This window comes from uncultured Porphyromonas sp. (assembly GCF_934359325.1).
GTDB lineage: Bacteria > Bacteroidota > Bacteroidia > Bacteroidales > Porphyromonadaceae > Porphyromonas_A.
This window is the reverse complement of the sequence record NZ_CAKRLH010000002.1, coordinates 1-16,184: the sequence shown is the minus strand read 5'-3', so window position 1 is coordinate 16,184 and position 16,184 is coordinate 1. Positions and strand designations below refer to the sequence as shown.

Genomic DNA, 16,184 nt, shown 5'->3' with positions numbered 1-16,184 from the left:
TGCCCGAAGCTGTCACCGACGAGATGACAGGCTCACTATTAGGACTGCATGAAGGCTAACGGTCACCACTTTCTCTCCTACCCTTACCGCACGTGGATCACGCTGTCGATCCTCGTGGGACTTCTCGTCACCGGGTGTGGTGTCCACCGACGGAGCATCACCCCTGAGGAGGTGGCGAAGGTGGCGGCAGCGAGAGACTCCCTCCCGGCGAGGGAGGAGACCCCTGAGGTAGCCACCGACTCCATACCCTCTGACTCCCTTGAGACAGTAACGGCACTGAGGGACAGCCTCGACCGTACGACAGAGCCAGCCGACTCTATCCTGAGAGAAAAGCAGAGCGAGGAGACCGGCGACACCATCCCGACCGACAGTCTCCAGAGGGACAGCGTCGTACCGGACAGTCTGCTGAGTGAGCTCAAGGCCCCGATGGACTTCACCTCCAACGACTCCATCGCCATCTACCCCAAGCGCAATATCGTGCGCATGTACGGCGAGGGGACGATAAATTACGGAGACAATAAGATCACGGGAGACTTCATGGAGATGAAGACCGACTCGGGGACCATCTTCTCCACCTACATCGACTATCCCGACTCCCTCAAGAAAGAGCGACACTACGCCAAGATCACCACAGGTCAGGACGAGTATGAGGCGAAGTCGATGCGGTACAACGTGAAGACGCAGCGTGGCTACATCACCGACGTGATCACGAAGCAGGGCGAGGGCTATGTGGTGGCTCAGAAGACCAAGCGTATGGAGAACTCTGACCTCTATATGAAGGACGGCAAGTACTCCACCTGCGAGAATCACGAGCACCCCCATTACTACATCGCCATGACGGAGGCTAAGGTCCGCCCCGCCAAGGATCTGGTCTCCGGACCGGTCTACCTTGTCGTGGCTGACGTACCGCTGCCGATAGGCTTGCCCTTCGCCTTCTTCCCCTTCACCACCAAGCGCTCATCCGGACTCCTGATGCCGACTTACGGAGAGGAGGGCGACCGAGGATTTTACCTACGCAACGGCGGATATTACCTGGCACTCAATGACCATGTAGACCTCGAGCTGACAGGAGATCTCTACACCAAGGGCTCGTGGGGGCTTACTGGACGATCCACCTACCGCCGGCGTTACCGGCACAGCGGATCTGTCAACGCCTCCTATCTCAAGACGAAGCGCGGTGACCGTATCGCGGGCGATTACTCCGAGAGCACCGACTTCCGCATCGCCTGGTCTCACCAGCAAGACCCTAAGGCGGATCCCTACAGGACCTTCTCTGCCAACGTCAATTTCTCCACCTCGTCCTACAACCACAACGATCTCAACGCGCTCTACAATCAGGCGATGATGGGTCAGAATACGAAGAGCTCCTCGATCAGCTTCTCCAGAAGGTTCCCCAATAGTCCCTGGTCCATCACCGGATCAGTCGACATCACGCAACGCTCTCAGGACAGTACGGTGGCGGTGACACTGCCCAACCTCTCCTGGTCGGCAAGCAGGATCTTCCCATTTAAGCGGAAAAAGCCTGTCGGCAAGGAGCGCTGGTACGAGAAGATCTCTCTCTCCTACTCCGGTCAGCTACGCAATTCGATCACCACGAAGGAGAATGAGCTCTTCAAGAAGAATATCATCAAGGACTGGCGTAATGGCGTCAACCACTCCATCCCGGTGAGCGCCTCCTTTGACCTCTTCAATTACTTCAAAGTCACACCATCCGTGAGCTACAATGAGCGATGGTACAGCTCCCGGGTGACCCAAGCCTACGATCCCGAGAAGGACAAAATCGTCCCCGTGGATACCACTTATGGTTTCAATCGAGTGTATGACTTCCGCGCATCTCTGGCTCTCTCGACGACCGTCTACGGATTCTTCAAGCCCATGTCCTGGGTTCCTTGGGCGGGGAAGAATGTGGAGATGATCCGCCACCGCATGGAGCCCTCGATCTCGCTCAATTACCAGCCCGACTTCGCCGACCCAAAGTTTGGTTACTGGGAGCACCTGCAGTACATCAGTAGGGATGGTCGACAGCTGGATAGGTGGTACAGTCCCTACGACGGGCAGCTATTCGGCGTCCCGGGTCGAGGGAAAAGCGGTAGCGTGAGTCTCTCCGTGAGCAATAACGTGGAGGCAAAGCTGGCAGCTAAGAACGACAGCGTCCAGGCTCGGAAGATCAGTCTGATCGATAACCTCTCCTTCTCCACCTCCTACAACTTTGCCGCTGACTCCTTCCGGTGGAGTGACTTCCAGGCCAATATAGCCCTTCGCTTTACTAAGGACTTTACGCTGAGGCTGGGTGGCTCCTTTGACCCCTACATCTGGGACTACTACGAGTATGACGGACGGATAGAGCCCTACCGTGTCGATAAGCTCCGCATCGCTGCAGGGAAAGGGATCGGCTGGTTCCGCGGTACATCCACAAGCTTCTCCTACAACCTAAATCCGACGACCCTCAGAGAGCTGCTTGCCAAGGTAGGGCTGAGACGTAAGGACGAGAAGGAGGGAGATGATGACTCCGACAACTCCACCGGTACCGAGCAGCGCCCACGAGGAGGATCCGGCAACTCTCCGGATGGCGGAGGCGGAGGATCCCTCTTCTCCTCCGGACAGAGCGACCTCGAGTACGATGCCTACGGCTACAGCAAGAATGTGATCGACTGGAATCTGGGCTTCAATTACAGCCTCACCATGGGTCAGGGTCCCTTCGATCCGAAGATCCGCGAGTTCACCTACAAGTTCTCTCAGGATCTCAGCTTCAATGGTAACCTCAGTGTGACGAAGAATTGGCACTTCAACTTCTCCGCCAATTACAATTTCCAGCTGAATAAAATCACAAATATGTCGTGCAACCTACAGCGCGACCTCCACTGCTGGTCAATGCGTGCCAGCTTCATCCCCGTAGGGCCCTATAAGTCATACAACTTCTCCATTGCCGTCGATGCCTCTCTCCTCCAGGATCTGAAGTATCAGGAGAGCAGCCATCCCCAGCGGACCAATCCCTGGTATTACTGATCCGACACCACGTCGCTTAAGTTCGGGAGGCAACCCCCTCACTGCCCTACAAGAACCATCGCATAGACAAAAGCATATCCCACTCTGATGACTGATGAGTAGGATATGCCTTGATCTTAACTAACTAAACCGTCTTAACAAAAGAGTGCGCAGGAAGAGAGTCGAACTCTCACCCACATACGTGGACTACCCCCTCAAAGTAGCGCGTCTACCAATTCCGCCACCTGCGCATAACGGTCTGACACCGCTCTTGGTGCCCAAGACAGGAATCGAACCTGCACGACATTGCTATCACTAGTACCTGAAACTAGCGCGTCTACCAATTCCGCCACTTGGGCGATTGTAGCACTATCGGCTTCTGTCAGACCTACGGGTCTGCCTTCCGACCCTGTTCTTTCCGTTTTGTGAATGCAAAGGTAAGAAGACTTTCCGTTTTTTCCAATACCATCGCTGTCCCAATTTGCATTCCAGAGCTGATGAAATCCACATCAGGCTAAAATTCAATCATTAACCCATCGAAATCAAATGAGCGACGACACACCTCAACGTGTGGTCAGTCGGGAATCCGGGTGATGGCATCATCGAGCAGGGCAAAGAGCTCGGTTTTTGTCTGAGCGCGGAGGATCGCCACGCGCTGTTGCTTAAAGTCCGGGATGCCCTTCAGCAGAGGCGTGATCGCAAGGTGGCGTCGCATATGGATGATCCCTCGCAGTTCGTCCCCGATGCGCTCGATATTCTCCTCGGTGAGCTGCTTGAGGCAGTCGAGGTACCACTCCTTAGGGTGCTGCGGCTTAGGTTCGCCGTGGCGCATCGCCCGTATCTCCTCAAAGACCCACGGCTGACCGATCGCACCGCGACCCACCATGACGGCATCGACACCGGACTCCTCAAATCTCCGATGAGCCGTCTCACCATCCGTCACATCCCCATTGCCGATGATCGGGATGGTGATACGAGGGTCTGCCTTCACCGCCCGGATCAGGGACCAGTCCGCATCACCCTTGTACATCTGTGAGCGGGTGCGTCCGTGGATCGTCAGGGCGGCTATGCCACAGTCCTGCAGCTTAGGTGCGAGGTCGGTGATGATGAGGTCGTTCTTGTCCCAGCCTAGGCGTGTCTTCACCGTTACCGGCAGGGAGACCGCCTGCACGACCGCACGGGTGATCTCGAGGAGCCGGGGCACATCGCGCAGGAGACCTGAGCCGGCACCCTTGCCAGCCACCTTCTTCACCGGGCAGCCAAAGTTGATGTCTATCAAGTCAGGTCCTGCGTCCGCAGCGATCCTAGCGGCCTCAGCCATCGTCTCCGCATCCCGCCCGTAGATCTGTATCGCCACCGGGCGCTCATCCTCGTAGAGCTCCATCTTGCGCATCGTGCTGGGTATGTCCCGCACGATCGCATCGGCATTGACAAACTCTGAGTAGACAAGAGCTGCCCCCATACGGTGACACATCCGGCGGAAGGGGTGATCGGTCACATCCTCCATCGGAGCCAGCACCACCGGGCGCTCTCCTATGTCTATCGTCCCTATCCTCACGCCTCTGTCGCTATGCTCTCCAGGTCGGTGGCACGGAAGTGCTCCCGAGCGTAGTCCAGGGTAAGGTGAAAGGTCCGCTTGCGCGTAGAGGGAAGCTCAAACATCGCATCGGTCATGATGCCCTCGAAGATACTCCTCAGACCACGAGCCCCAACGCCGAAGTCAACTGCCTTCTGCACAATAAAGTCATACACCTCGTCATCGATCGTCAGCTTGATGCCGTCCATGGCAAAGAGCTTGGTGTACTGCTTGGCGATCGCATTCTTCGGCTCCGTCAGGATCTGCCTCAGCGCCTCGGGACTCAGAGGAGTAAGGTAGGTGAGTATCGGGAGACGTCCGACCAGCTCAGGGATCAGCCCATAGCTCCGGAGGTCTGCCGGGGTGACGTACTTAAGCAGGTCGTCTCCCTGCTCCCGCTTCTTCCCCCTCGTAGCACTGGCATAGCCGACAGTGTGGGTATTCATCCGCTGTGCGATCTTCCGCTCGATACCCTCGAAGGCACCACCACATATATAGAGGATATTCTCCGTATTCACCACGACCATCTCGGCATCGGGGTGCTTGCGTCCTCCCTTGGGCGGGACATTGACATCCTCGCCCTCGAGGAGCTTCAGGAGTCCCTGCTGGACCCCCTCACCACCCACATCCCGGGTGATGGAGGGATTGTCACTCTTGCGGGCGAGCTTGTCGATCTCGTCGATGAAGACAATCCCGCGCTCAGCCAGCTTGACATCGTAGTCGGCCGCCTGCAGGAGTCGCGTCAGGATGCTCTCAATGTCCTCGCCGACGTAGCCCGCCTGGGTAAAGACAGTTGCATCCACGATGGTAAAGGGGACCTTAAGCATCCGAGCGATGGTGCGGGCAAGGAGCGTCTTTCCGGTACCTGTGGGTCCGACGACAATCATATTGCTCTTGTCGAGCTCCACCTCATCCAGCTCCTTATCATCCACCTTAGCCTCCTCACCATTACCGAGGATACCACGGCTGTAGAGCCGCTTGTAGTGGTTGTACACCGCTACGGCAAGGCTTCGCTTGGCAGCCTCCTGACCGATCACATACTTATCCAGATAATCGACGATCTCGGTAGGCTTGGGGAGCTTGTCGAAGGTGGGCGCTGTGTACTTCTCATGCACCGCATCCGTCTTCTGAGACGCCTGGAGCGCCATATAGACCGCCTCAGCACACTCGTTGCAGAGGTAGCCGACGGGACCGCGCGCCACGAAGTCGACCATGCTCTCCGGCCGACCGCAGACGCTGCAGAAGTGCTCGTCGCCAAACATCCACTCGTCGTCACCTCCCAGGTCAGTCTCCTTAGAGGTCGGTTTCTTTCGCTTTGCCATTACTTCTGCTCCTTGCTCTTGGTGAGCACCTTGTCCACGAGGCCGTACTCCCTTGCCTCCTCTGCCCGGAGCCAGTGGTCGCGGTCGGAGTCCTTCTCGATCTGCTCGACCGTCTGACCGGTATGCTTAGCGAGAATCTCGTAGAGCTCCTGCTTTACCTTCAGGATCTCGCGAACCGTGATCTCCATGTCGGAGGCCTGTCCCTGTGTCCCGCCGAGCGGCTGGTGGATCATCACGCGAGAGTGCGGGAGGGCAAAGCGCTTCCCCTTAGTCCCCGCCACGAGGATGATCGATGCCATACTGGCAGCCATGCCGGTGGCGATGGTGCTGACGTTGCAGTCGATGTACTGCATCGTGTCGTAGATCCCGTAGCCGGCATAGACCGATCCGCCGGGACTATTGATGTAGATGGAGATGTCCTTGCCGGGGTCGCTCGACTCGAGGAAGAGGAGCTGCGCCTGTATCACATTGGCGACATAGTCATCGATGGCGGAGCCGAGGAAGATAATCCGATCCATCATCAGGCGGCTGAAGACGTCCATCTGAGCGATATTGAGCTGTCGCTCCTCGATGATGGTAGGATTGACGTAGCCTCGGGAGGCTTCGGAATTAAACTTCGTATACTGATCCAACGCCAGCGAGTTCATCCCAAGGTGCTTCGTGGCGTATCTCTGAAATTCGTCTGAGTAATTGCTCATAATATAGTCGTATAAATTGATTGCCAAGAAGAGTATGGCAAAAACCAAGCCAAGACACTCATCGGCACAGCAAAGGTACGAAAAAGTGCCCCCCCCTCTTTTTCGGTCCCCTTTAGACATTTCTCTATTACCGGTATTAGTCTATTCTTTTACCGGTATTAGTGCGCACTAATACCGGTAAAAGAATCAACGTAGTCCGGGTGCCCATTTTTGGTACCTTTGTGAGAGAAATAAATGACTCAGTAACGATCGCCATGAGTGAAGTAAATGGTAATGGAGCCCGGCTGGTAGAGCGTATCGATCAGCTGATACAAGAGCTGACCGAGATACGCGATGAGGTGACGGCTCTCTCAGAGTCCTCATCCGAGACGTCCGTCGACCCCACTATCGAGGAGGTGACAGAGGAGGCTACATCCCCGGAGAGCGATGAGACAACACCCATAGTGGTGGATGAGGAGCTGGAGGAGAAGGTGCCGGAGCTAACTCTGGAGACAGCCTTTGAGCCGATGGTCGACTTCCACACCGCCGGACAGCTGTCGGTGGCGGACTCCTTCTTCTTTGCTAATGAGCTCTTCGGTGGCAATCGTCCCGAACTCAATAGAGTACTCGGCGAGATCGATCGACTGAGCTCCGTCTCTCAGATGCGACACTACCTCACAGAGACCCTTGATCTGAATGTAGAGTCAGATGAGGGGAAGCGCTTCTACGACTTTGTCCTCTCCTGCTCTACCCGCCGGTAGTCTGTCATGAGCACGCCGCTGACCATCATCCCCACTCCGGTGGGCAATCTCGAGGATATGACCTACAGGGCGGTCCGTCTTCTCCGGGAAGCGGATCTGATCCTGGCGGAGGACACCCGCACATCGGCGACCCTGCTGCGAGAGTATGGCGTCGAGACACCGATGATCAGCTACCATATATTCAATGAGCATAAGATCGTCGAGCGGGTGACGGAGGAGATCGCCCAGGGGCGCCGGGTGTGCCTCATCTCCGATGCCGGCACACCGGGCATCTCTGACCCCGGGTTTCTCCTCGTCCGCTCCTGTGTGGAGGCGGGCATCGAGGTGAGCTGTCTGCCGGGAGCCACCGCTGTGATTCCTGCCGTCGTCGCCTCAGGACTGCCGTGCGATCGCTTTGTCTTCGAGGGCTTTTTGCCACACAAGAAGGGACGCCTCACCAGACTGCGGGCACTCGAGCAGCGGGAGGAGACTACGATATTCTACGAGGCACCCACCCGCATCGTCAGGCTGCTCGAGGAGATCGGTGAGCTATATGGCGATACACGTCGCGTCGTCCTCGCTCGAGAGATCTCCAAGCGATACGAGGAGTACTTACGGGGGATCCCGTCCGAGTTACTGCAACACTTTGCCACTGAGGATCCTAAGGGGGAGATGGTCCTGGTGGTGGAGGGGTTGCCGAAGGGGGAGAAGGTGCACAAGAATAAATTTCGATAATTTTGTAGCGGAGTTCAATAGTGATCTCCGAGATAGAAACTAAGTAAGAAAACAATAGAAGAGTATGATCAGATCATTTGTCAAGACCATAGCAGGGGTCTCTGTGGCTCTCTCGCTTATGGTGGTCGGCTGTACCGGCAATAAGGGATCCAGCTACGATAAGCTGAAGACCAGCTATGACTCGCTGCTCATGCAGAGTGACAAGAATCAGGCTGATCTCAATGAAGCCATCGGCATCATCAACGAGGTGGAGAGCAATCTCAGTCAGATCGCAGATGCCGAGCACCGCGTGCAGGCAGATGCCCTCAAGGGCGAGCTCAATCAGTCTCAGAAGCAGCAAATCATGGATGAGATCTCGCTGCTCCGTCAGACCCTGCAGGAGAATAAGCAAAACCTTGCCCAGCAACAGGAGAAGCTCAAGCGCAGCGGTATCAATATCGCTGCACTTAATAAGAAGATCGACCTCCTCAGCAGTCAGATCGCAGAGAAGGACCAGATGATCCAGTCTCTCCAGGCTGACCTCGAGAGTGTGAGGGGTATGATCGCCCGTCAGGACAGTCTCATCACTGAGCAGACCGAGAAGGGTGCCGTAAATGAGGCAACCATCGCGATCCAGAATAAGAAGCTCCAGGCTCAGGATGCAGCTCTCCATCAGGCTTACTACTGCTTCGGCACACTCAGCGAGCTGAAAGAGGAGAATATCATCAAGGGTGGTGGTCTCTTCTCTAAGGCAAAGGTACTTCCCGAGGGCTTCAATCAGGAGTACTTCAAGCAGGTGGACACCCGCGACCTGACGACGATCGCGCTCTTTGCCGCTAAGGCACACCTGCGCACTCAGCACCCGGCCTCCTCGTACCACTTCGAGAAGGACGCAGATGGCAATCAGACACTTGTCATCGACAATCAGCAGGAGTTCTGGAGCCGAAGCAAGTATCTCGTCGTGGAGGTGGAGTGATCTCCGACCTTTCGATTTTATCTGATATCTATTTTGAGACGAGGCAAGGAGCATTCTTTTCCTTACCTCGTCTCTTGTTTTTCTAAGTAAACTAAGCCCCCTTATCTATGATCGTTAAGACGGTGCTGATCGACCTCGATGATACCCTCTGGGCGACGACCCGTAATAATCAGTCTGCCCTGCGTGAGGTGTATGAGGCACGCGAGTGGAGCCGGTGGATCGACTCCTTCGAGACCCTGCGAGATGTCTATCAGCCTATCAACGACCACCTCTGGCATCTCTATCGTATCGGTGAGATCACGAAACCGGAGCTTACCGTGAGACGCTTCAAGGAGCCTCTTGAGCACTTTATGGGATCTCTCGATGAGTCTCTCATAGATGAGATTAATACACAATTCCTATCGCTTACCGCAACGAAGAAGGAGACGATCCCCGGTGCCATCGAGCTGCTGAAGGAGCTGCGCCGTCGCTATCGGATTGTGATCCTATCCAATGGCTTCATGGAGGTGCAGCATCGGAAGATGACCGCAGCGGGCATCCTACCCTACGTGGACTGCATCGTGCTGAGCGAGATGGCGGGGATCAATAAGCCGAGCAAGGCGATCTTTGACTACGCTCTCTCCCGATCACGATCACGACGGTCGGAGACGGTGATGATCGGTGACGACTGGGAGTCAGACATACAGGGGGCAGACAATGCCGGACTGCCTGCGATATGGTTTAACCTCCGAGGCCAGGCTCGTCCGGACGAACCCCTTCGCGTACCACTCTATGAGGTGAGCGAACTGTCCGAGATACCGTCCCTGCTGAGGAGTTTTACTCCATTTGCTTGACAAGGATATGAATAGATTTTTACTTACACTCTTTGCCTCAATCTTCGCAGTCGGTGTCTGCATGGGACAGGAGGGCTATCAGCTCGTATGGGAGGAGGACTTTGTGTCGGAGACCCCGGACAGCACTCTGTGGAGTATGGTGCCGGCTCAGCCCTACGACTGGGCCCGCCACATGACATCGGAGCATCCCGAGCTCATCGAGATCTCGGATGATACGCTGAAGCTCAGGGCCGACTATGATCGGTCCACAGGGACCTACGTAACCGCCGGGCTATGGGGTAAGGGCAAGCAGGAGATCCGGCAAGGTCGGATCGATGTGCGTGCACGATTCGATAGCGGTCAGGGATTCTGGCCTGCCATCTGGATGCTGGGCTATTCTCCTGAGGTGTCGTGGCCGCACAATGGCGAGATAGATATCATGGAGCATCTCAATCAAGACTCCATCGTCTACCAGACGGTACACACTGCCCATACGGCAATCTCGAAGCCCGATGGCGCAGGGAGCGGCAGCGTTATGTCGATCGATCCCGAAGGGTACAACATCTATAGTGTCGTGATAGAGAGCGACAGGATCATGCTCTTAGTTAATGATCAACTCTGTCACACTTATGTCAGGAAACAGGGTGACGAAGAGCAGTTTCGGTATCCCCTTTACCTTATCCTCTCAGCTCAGATGGGGGGATCCTGGGTAGGCGAACCGGTACCGCCGGCGCATCCCCTCACGCTGGAGATAGACTACATCCGCCACTATATGCCCCTGAGTGCTGAGTAAGGCCACTTCTGTGGCAAGACGTTACAAAATAGTACCTTTGTTGTGGTTCGAGCCGATCGGTTCGGACGACTACGTTTGGCAATTAGAACTATTAGGATAATATAGAAAGACATGAGTAAGCTCGTTGGAAATCTGATCCCTCGCACCTTCTTCATCACCAAGGGCAGCGGGGAGTCTGACCTGGAGATGCATGCCGGGTCTTATCACATGGCCCTGCATGATGCCGGGATCTGTGACTTCAATATCATGACCTACTCGTCTGTCATCCCGGCCACGGCAGTCCTCACCACGATGGATGAGATCGACCTGCCCCCCTTTGGGTCCGAGATGAAGACGATCATGGCGGTGTCTCACGGTACGCAGGACGAGTTTGTATCCGCCGGCGTGGTTTACTCGTGGATGTACAGCGACGAGAATTTTGACCACAAGGTCGGAGGTCTCGTATGCGAGGTGAGCGGTCGCTACCTGATCGAGGAGCTGGAGAGCCGTCTCACTCGCGTGATCACCGACCTGCACGACAAGACCTACTCGCAGTACTTCCTCGGTGAGCTCAATTTCGTCACCGAGGGCATCACTATCGAGAAGCGGTACGGCACGGCGCTCGCCGGACTCTGCTTCATCGACTTCGAGCAGCCGGAGATCAAGGAGGCTAAGTAACTATCTGAATGAGTAATGGATCGAGACTGTCGGGACTTTGCAAGGGGTATCGGCGGGCTCGGTCTTTTGATACATACCTGATATGTCGTACTTCAATCAACTGACACAGCGCCGCCACAGCATACGCAAGTATAGCACCAAGGAGATCGATCCTGATCTCCTGACCGATATCGTGGAGTGTGCACTCCAGGCGCCCACATCGAGGAATAGTCAGAGTGTCCGACTGATAGTCGTGGACGATCCCGAGACGATCCGGTCGCTGAGTGGCATTAGGGAGCATGGCTCCGCCTTCGTGGCAGGTGCCTCGGTGGTGATCGCCGTCTGTGCTGATACCACCGTGACACGCCGTCCTCTCGCGGATACGGCAATAGCAGCATCGTACCTCCAGCTGGCAGCCACCTCCAACAACCTCGCCAGCTGCTGGTGCCATGTGGAGGATACGCCCGGTGCTGTCGACGAGACGGCTCAGGAGACTGTACACAAGCTGCTGGATCTGCCGGAGTCCTACCTCTGCCACTGTCTTATCGCCCTCGGGATCCCCGAGGATGCCGATCAGCTGGAGCCGGTGGAGCGCACCCTGCCGTGGGAGCATGTCTACGTCGGGCATTACTCGACCGAAGAGGAGAAAGAGTAACTTCGGTGACTACACCCCAAGAGCCCCACACCTTTGCGATCATGGGAAGCGGCAACGTCGCCTCTCATCTCGCCCCTTCTCTTACTCGGGCTGGCTGGCGCTGTCGGGCGGTATGGAGTCGCTCGGGGGAGCATGCCGCTGATCTGGCATCTAAAGTAGGAGCCGAGAGCACCTCCGACTGTGCCTACTTCTATCGCCTTCTACAGGAAGACCCATCTATAGAATTACTCCTGCTCTGTCTGACTGACGATGGGCTGTCGGAAGTGGCAAAGAAACTCCCACAGGAGCTCACGGCTACAGTGGTCCACACCTCCGGAAGCACTCCGATGAGCGTCCTTTCCGGGGTTTCTTCGTATGGGGTTCTCTACCCACTCCAGACGTTCTCCAAGTCGAGGACACTGGATATGTCTCGGATCCCCCTACTCTTAGAGTGGAGCGACCCGAAGGCAGAGAGTCTCCTTCGGGCGCTCGCTGATGCGGTCGGAAGCGAGGATGTGCGCCAAGTGACCTCTGAGGAGCGCGGAAGGCTCCACCTGGCGGCCTGCTTCGGCTGCAACTTTGTCAATCACCTGCTGGCTGTGGCGCAGGACCTACTGCAAGAGACACCGCTATCCCTCAGCGATATGCGTCCACTCATCGAGGAGACGATCTCCAAGGCGATGGCATCAGACGATCCTGCCACATTACAGACCGGACCTGCAATTCGGGACGACGTGTCCACACTGCAGAGGCATCAGGCTCTCCTAAATGGGGATCCCCGTCTGACCGCAATCTATCAACTGATGACCCACTCCATCCAAGAGAGAGCTGAGAAATCATGAGCAAATTTTCCCAAGACCTGTCCGGCTTCAAGGCGGTCGTCTTCGATATTGATGGTGTCCTCTCCGGGAGGACTGTAGCGATGAATGATCGGGGCGAACTGATCCGCACCACCAACGTCCACGATGGCTATGCCATGAGACTGGCCTCTCGCGCGGGCATCATCCTGGGCATCATCACCGGAGGACATGGTGATGAGATCCGAAATCGCTTTGAGCCCATAGGTGTTAAGTACATCTACGAGCGGTGTCACCGTAAGGCTGAGAAGCTTATGGAGCTCTGCCTGACCGCTCAGATAGAACCGTCTGAAGTGATCTACTGTGGCGATGACCTGATCGACATCCCTGCGATGCGTCTAGCGGGCTACAGTGTTGCGCCGTCCGATGCAGCGGAGGATGTGCTGATGGTGGCGGATCACGTTTGCGCCGTCGCCGGCGGTCAAGGCGTGGCGCGAGAAGTGCTGGAGGAGATGCTTCGTGCTCGGGGTGAATGGGGCATCGTCACGGATCTACCCACTTTCTGACCCCCTACCGACGCATGAGACATCTAATACTTGGATCGGCCTCTCCGAGGCGCAGGGAGCTCCTGCAGCGATTAGGCATCGAGGACCTGGAGATTCGTCCCGCCAATGTCGACGAGCCTCATCCTGAGGAGGTAGCTCCTAAGGATATGGCACTCTTCCTCGCCCGACACAAGGCTGACGCTCTGCTACCCGGACTGTCGGAGGGGGACCTCCTCCTGACGGCTGACACGGTGGTCCTGCTGGATGATCAGATACTGGACAAGCCGGTGTCCGAGGAGGATGCGCGAGACCACCTCCGTCGCCTCTCCGGCAGATCACACCGCGTGATCACAGGGCTGGTGCTTACGGACGGCACGCAGACGATAGAGCGAAGCGTGGAGACCGAGGTCTCCTTTGCCCCGCTGACTGAGGACGACATCACCTACTACATCCGCCACTGCCACGTCATGGATAAGGCGGGTGGCTACGGCATCCAGGACTGGATCGGTCTCGCCGCCGTTGAGCGGATCAATGGATCATATACTAATGTGATGGGACTGCCTACGGCTGAGGTCTACGGCGCACTGTCTCACTTTTTGTAATACAATATCATGAGAAAGATCTACAACGCACTGACCGCACTCTTCATGCTCCTCGCTGTGGGAGCTGTCGTCCTCTACTTCGCCATACCGCAGGACAAGACCTGGTTCTTCATCGTCGGCGGCGTGGCCATCGTCCTCCGCCTCGGGCAGTATATCTGGAAACTCCTGCATCCGGTCCGTCGGCGGAGGTCTTCTGACCTCTAAGACAAACACCCGTCTCTCTGTATGAGAGGCGGGTGTTTGTTTTTTGCCAACGCTCTGTCAGTGCTTCCCGATACAGAAGAGGATATGCTCGATCTCCTTGTCCATCACCGGCACCGGGAGACAGTAATACCGGGAGAAGGCAGGATTGAGCGCCACTAAGTACATACTCTTCACCTCGATGCCGTAACCTGCCTGAAGGATGTGCCGGTAGAGGTTTTGCTGCAGACAGCCGATCACGTACGGCGTGCTGTAAAGGTGCTCCAGCCCATTGAGACCGGGCGAGTGGGGATTGTAGGTATTGGGCACAAAGTCATACCCGTCCTCCTTGCCCATCCTGCGGCTTCGCTTCCAGTCGAAGAGGACGAAGTCTCCATTGTAGTCCTGAGCCAGCAGATCCAGCGTCCCCGCGAGATTGTACTCTCGCTCAAAGATCTGCCACTCCGTACGGAAGGGCGTGGGACGAACCTCATCAAAGAACTGCTCAAAGGCCTTCATCTCGCTCTCGATCGAGAGGTGCTGCCTGCTATTGTCCTCCAGAGTAATGTCAAAGGAGTGCTCGACCGGCTGCTTGAGGAGACTACGCTCGATCTGCTCATGCATAAAGGTTCCCAGGTGACGCGCCAGAAGCCCGTTATGCTCCCATAGATCCAGCTGCTGCTGGACAGTCGTCCCGAGAGTACGAGACTTGTACTCCGCCCATGAGCGGACGTTAAATGGTGGGAAAAAGGAGGAGATGAGATTGGTCACCGAATGGAGCTTCTCCCCCGTATCCGCATAGGTGTACTCGTGGCACTCAGGGTCGAAGAGTATTTTATCATCCTTTGGAGAGGCGTTCAGTGTATTGAAGTCCTCAGGATAGTTTCTTGCATTCATATTGTCTCGCTGATATAGGTCTCCAGTTGAGTCAAAAAGGGACTCGTCTGACTTACCCTCCGGGCAAATTTAAGATTATTGCCACTCTCTGCCAAGTCCCTTGACATTTTATCACTATTTCTCAGCCTCATCAATTCCTGCAACCCTGCACCCTGGGACTAAACCCGGTATTAGTCATCACTATTACCGGGTTTAGTGATCACTAATACCGGGTTTAGAATTCACCGAACTCTATCCAGCTCGATACGATACTCCCCGGCACTGGGGATCCCCGCTTCCTAACACTCAGTGCGCCCGCAAGGGGGCGAGGTCTCGGATTAATTCTTAGGCATCGGTCGAGCCACGAAGTGTCGTCGGCCAATATACGAGAGTTCACTCCGTAACCCGACCGCTTGCGGATGACGCTTCATTGGAGATGACCGATAATAATGGAGAAACCACCCACTCTTTTAGGATCAGCAACTCTGACAAACATCAGATCCTTTACCGTAAAACTCAAATATATCAGCCCTGCCTGCGGGGAGCTATTACTCAAAAATGTCAGTTAATAGAGCTATATTTGTCTTCCGATGACCTTTTCGATGAGGTCTATCAGGATAGACACTGAGTACCACCTTAACAAACAACCGTATGAAGTCAAAGATATTAGGTCTCGCCATAAGTGCCCTCTTCACCATGGGAGCGGGGGCACAGACCTTCATGGAGTGGCAGGATCCGGCTGTCAACGAGATCAACCGCCTGCCGATGAGGGCACGCTTCTTCCCCTATGCGTCTGAGCAAGAGGCGAGGGTGGATAATCCTCTACGCTCCAGTCGCACCCTGTCGCTCGAGGGCGACTGGAAGTTTGCTGCCACTAAGGATGTCAAGGGATACCCCAACGACTTTATGAAGCCGGGCTTCGATGACAGCAGCTGGCGGACGATGCCTGTCCCGGGACTGTGGGAGAAAAACGGCGTCTGCGATCCGATGTACCTCAATGTCGGCTACCCCTGGCGCGGACACTTCAAGAATCAGCCTCTCGCCATAGAGCCGGTACCCTACAAGGACAATATCGTTGGCTCCTACCGTCGTGAGATCGTGGTGCCTGCAGACTGGAGCGGCGAGGAGGTCACGCTCTACATCGGCGCGGTCAGCTCTTGCGCCTATGTCTGGGTCAATGGCGACTTCGTGGGCTACACGGAGGACGGGAGACTGGAGGCGGAGTTTGACGTCACCCCGTTTATCAAGCCGGGGGAGACGAATACGATCGCCTTCCGCGTCTTCCGCTGGTGCGATGGGACATACCTGGAGGATCAGGA

Annotated in this window: 17 protein-coding genes and 2 tRNA genes; 13 read left to right on the top strand and 6 right to left on the bottom strand. The window is 55.9% G+C overall.

Annotation, left to right across the window (positions count from 1 at the left end; all coding sequences use genetic code 11):
- Positions 1 to 48: 48 nt before the first annotated feature.
- A complete protein-coding gene (locus Q0F21_RS00265) occupies positions 49 to 3,006 on the top strand; it encodes a putative LPS assembly protein LptD (protein WP_297236338.1) in 2,958 nt (985 codons plus the stop codon).
- A 146-nt stretch (positions 3,007 to 3,152) separates the two neighbouring features.
- On the opposite strand, the gene Q0F21_RS00260 is transcribed toward Q0F21_RS00265, so the two are convergent.
- The 5 genes from Q0F21_RS00260 to clpP all read right to left on the bottom strand — a co-directional run bounded on the left by Q0F21_RS00260 (position 3,153) and on the right by clpP (position 6,581).
- A tRNA-Leu gene (locus tag Q0F21_RS00260) sits at positions 3,153 to 3,236 on the bottom strand.
- Positions 3,237 to 3,257: 21 nt separating this feature from the next.
- Positions 3,258 to 3,344 (bottom strand) — tRNA-Leu (locus Q0F21_RS00255).
- A 215-nt stretch (positions 3,345 to 3,559) separates the two neighbouring features.
- Entirely contained in the window at positions 3,560 to 4,543 is a 984-nt protein-coding gene (gene dusB, locus Q0F21_RS00250; protein WP_297236337.1) for a tRNA dihydrouridine synthase DusB, read from the bottom strand.
- A complete protein-coding gene (gene clpX, locus Q0F21_RS00245; RefSeq protein ID WP_297236353.1) occupies positions 4,540 to 5,823 on the bottom strand; it encodes an ATP-dependent Clp protease ATP-binding subunit ClpX in 1,284 nt (427 codons plus the stop codon). The genes dusB and clpX overlap by 4 nt, the downstream gene beginning before the upstream one ends.
- A 59-nt stretch (positions 5,824 to 5,882) precedes the next feature.
- Positions 5,883 to 6,581: an ATP-dependent Clp endopeptidase proteolytic subunit ClpP gene (gene clpP, locus Q0F21_RS00240; protein WP_297236336.1), complete on the bottom strand. Its 699-nt coding sequence runs from the start codon at positions 6,579 to 6,581 to the stop codon at positions 5,883 to 5,885.
- Between the two features lie 254 nt (positions 6,582 to 6,835).
- Between clpP and Q0F21_RS00235 the strand changes: the two genes are divergently transcribed.
- The 11 genes from Q0F21_RS00235 (at position 6,836) to Q0F21_RS00185 (ending at position 14,013) form a co-directional block, all read left to right on the top strand.
- Positions 6,836 to 7,321: a hypothetical protein gene (locus Q0F21_RS00235; RefSeq protein ID WP_297236335.1), complete on the top strand. Its 486-nt coding sequence runs from the start codon at positions 6,836 to 6,838 to the stop codon at positions 7,319 to 7,321.
- Positions 7,322 to 7,327: 6 nt separating this feature from the next.
- On the top strand, positions 7,328 to 8,035 hold the full coding sequence (gene rsmI, locus Q0F21_RS00230) for a 16S rRNA (cytidine(1402)-2'-O)-methyltransferase (RefSeq protein WP_297236334.1): 708 nt from the start codon (positions 7,328 to 7,330) through the stop codon (positions 8,033 to 8,035).
- A 64-nt stretch (positions 8,036 to 8,099) separates the two neighbouring features.
- Positions 8,100 to 8,990, top strand: a complete 891-nt coding sequence (locus Q0F21_RS00225) for a hypothetical protein (protein WP_297236333.1) — start codon at positions 8,100 to 8,102, stop codon at positions 8,988 to 8,990.
- 107 nt (positions 8,991 to 9,097) lie between these two features.
- Positions 9,098 to 9,823, top strand: a complete 726-nt coding sequence (locus tag Q0F21_RS00220; protein ID WP_297236332.1) for a YjjG family noncanonical pyrimidine nucleotidase — start codon at positions 9,098 to 9,100, stop codon at positions 9,821 to 9,823.
- A 7-nt stretch (positions 9,824 to 9,830) separates the two neighbouring features.
- A complete protein-coding gene (locus tag Q0F21_RS00215) occupies positions 9,831 to 10,595 on the top strand; it encodes a glycoside hydrolase family 16 protein (protein ID WP_297236331.1) in 765 nt (254 codons plus the stop codon).
- A 111-nt stretch (positions 10,596 to 10,706) separates the two neighbouring features.
- Positions 10,707 to 11,252 carry a pyruvoyl-dependent arginine decarboxylase gene (locus tag Q0F21_RS00210; protein ID WP_018106868.1) on the top strand — a complete coding sequence of 182 codons (546 nt, stop codon included), beginning with the start codon at positions 10,707 to 10,709 and terminating at the stop codon, positions 11,250 to 11,252.
- Positions 11,253 to 11,334: 82 nt separating this feature from the next.
- A complete protein-coding gene (locus Q0F21_RS00205; RefSeq protein WP_297236330.1) occupies positions 11,335 to 11,886 on the top strand; it encodes a nitroreductase family protein in 552 nt (183 codons plus the stop codon).
- Between the two features lie 5 nt (positions 11,887 to 11,891).
- Positions 11,892 to 12,707, top strand: coding sequence for a Rossmann-like and DUF2520 domain-containing protein (locus Q0F21_RS00200; RefSeq protein WP_297236329.1), 816 nt, complete (start codon positions 11,892 to 11,894; stop codon positions 12,705 to 12,707).
- Entirely contained in the window at positions 12,704 to 13,228 is a 525-nt protein-coding gene (locus Q0F21_RS00195; RefSeq protein ID WP_018106871.1) for an HAD hydrolase family protein, read from the top strand. Before Q0F21_RS00200 ends, Q0F21_RS00195 begins: the two co-directional genes overlap by 4 nt.
- Before the next feature lie 14 nt (positions 13,229 to 13,242).
- Positions 13,243 to 13,809 carry a Maf family protein gene (locus Q0F21_RS00190; protein ID WP_297236328.1) on the top strand — a complete coding sequence of 189 codons (567 nt, stop codon included), beginning with the start codon at positions 13,243 to 13,245 and terminating at the stop codon, positions 13,807 to 13,809.
- A 9-nt stretch (positions 13,810 to 13,818) separates the two neighbouring features.
- Positions 13,819 to 14,013 carry a hypothetical protein gene (locus Q0F21_RS00185; RefSeq protein ID WP_297236327.1) on the top strand — a complete coding sequence of 65 codons (195 nt, stop codon included), beginning with the start codon at positions 13,819 to 13,821 and terminating at the stop codon, positions 14,011 to 14,013.
- A gap of 57 nt (positions 14,014 to 14,070) precedes the next feature.
- On the opposite strand, the gene Q0F21_RS00180 is transcribed toward Q0F21_RS00185, so the two are convergent.
- Positions 14,071 to 14,886 carry a hypothetical protein gene (locus tag Q0F21_RS00180; RefSeq protein WP_297236326.1) on the bottom strand — a complete coding sequence of 272 codons (816 nt, stop codon included), beginning with the start codon at positions 14,884 to 14,886 and terminating at the stop codon, positions 14,071 to 14,073.
- 630 nt (positions 14,887 to 15,516) lie between these two features.
- Here Q0F21_RS00180 and Q0F21_RS00175 point away from each other — a divergent pair.
- Positions 15,517 to 16,184, top strand: a 668-nt coding sequence (locus Q0F21_RS00175) for a sugar-binding domain-containing protein (RefSeq protein ID WP_363282287.1), incomplete at its 3' end; no start/stop codon positions are given.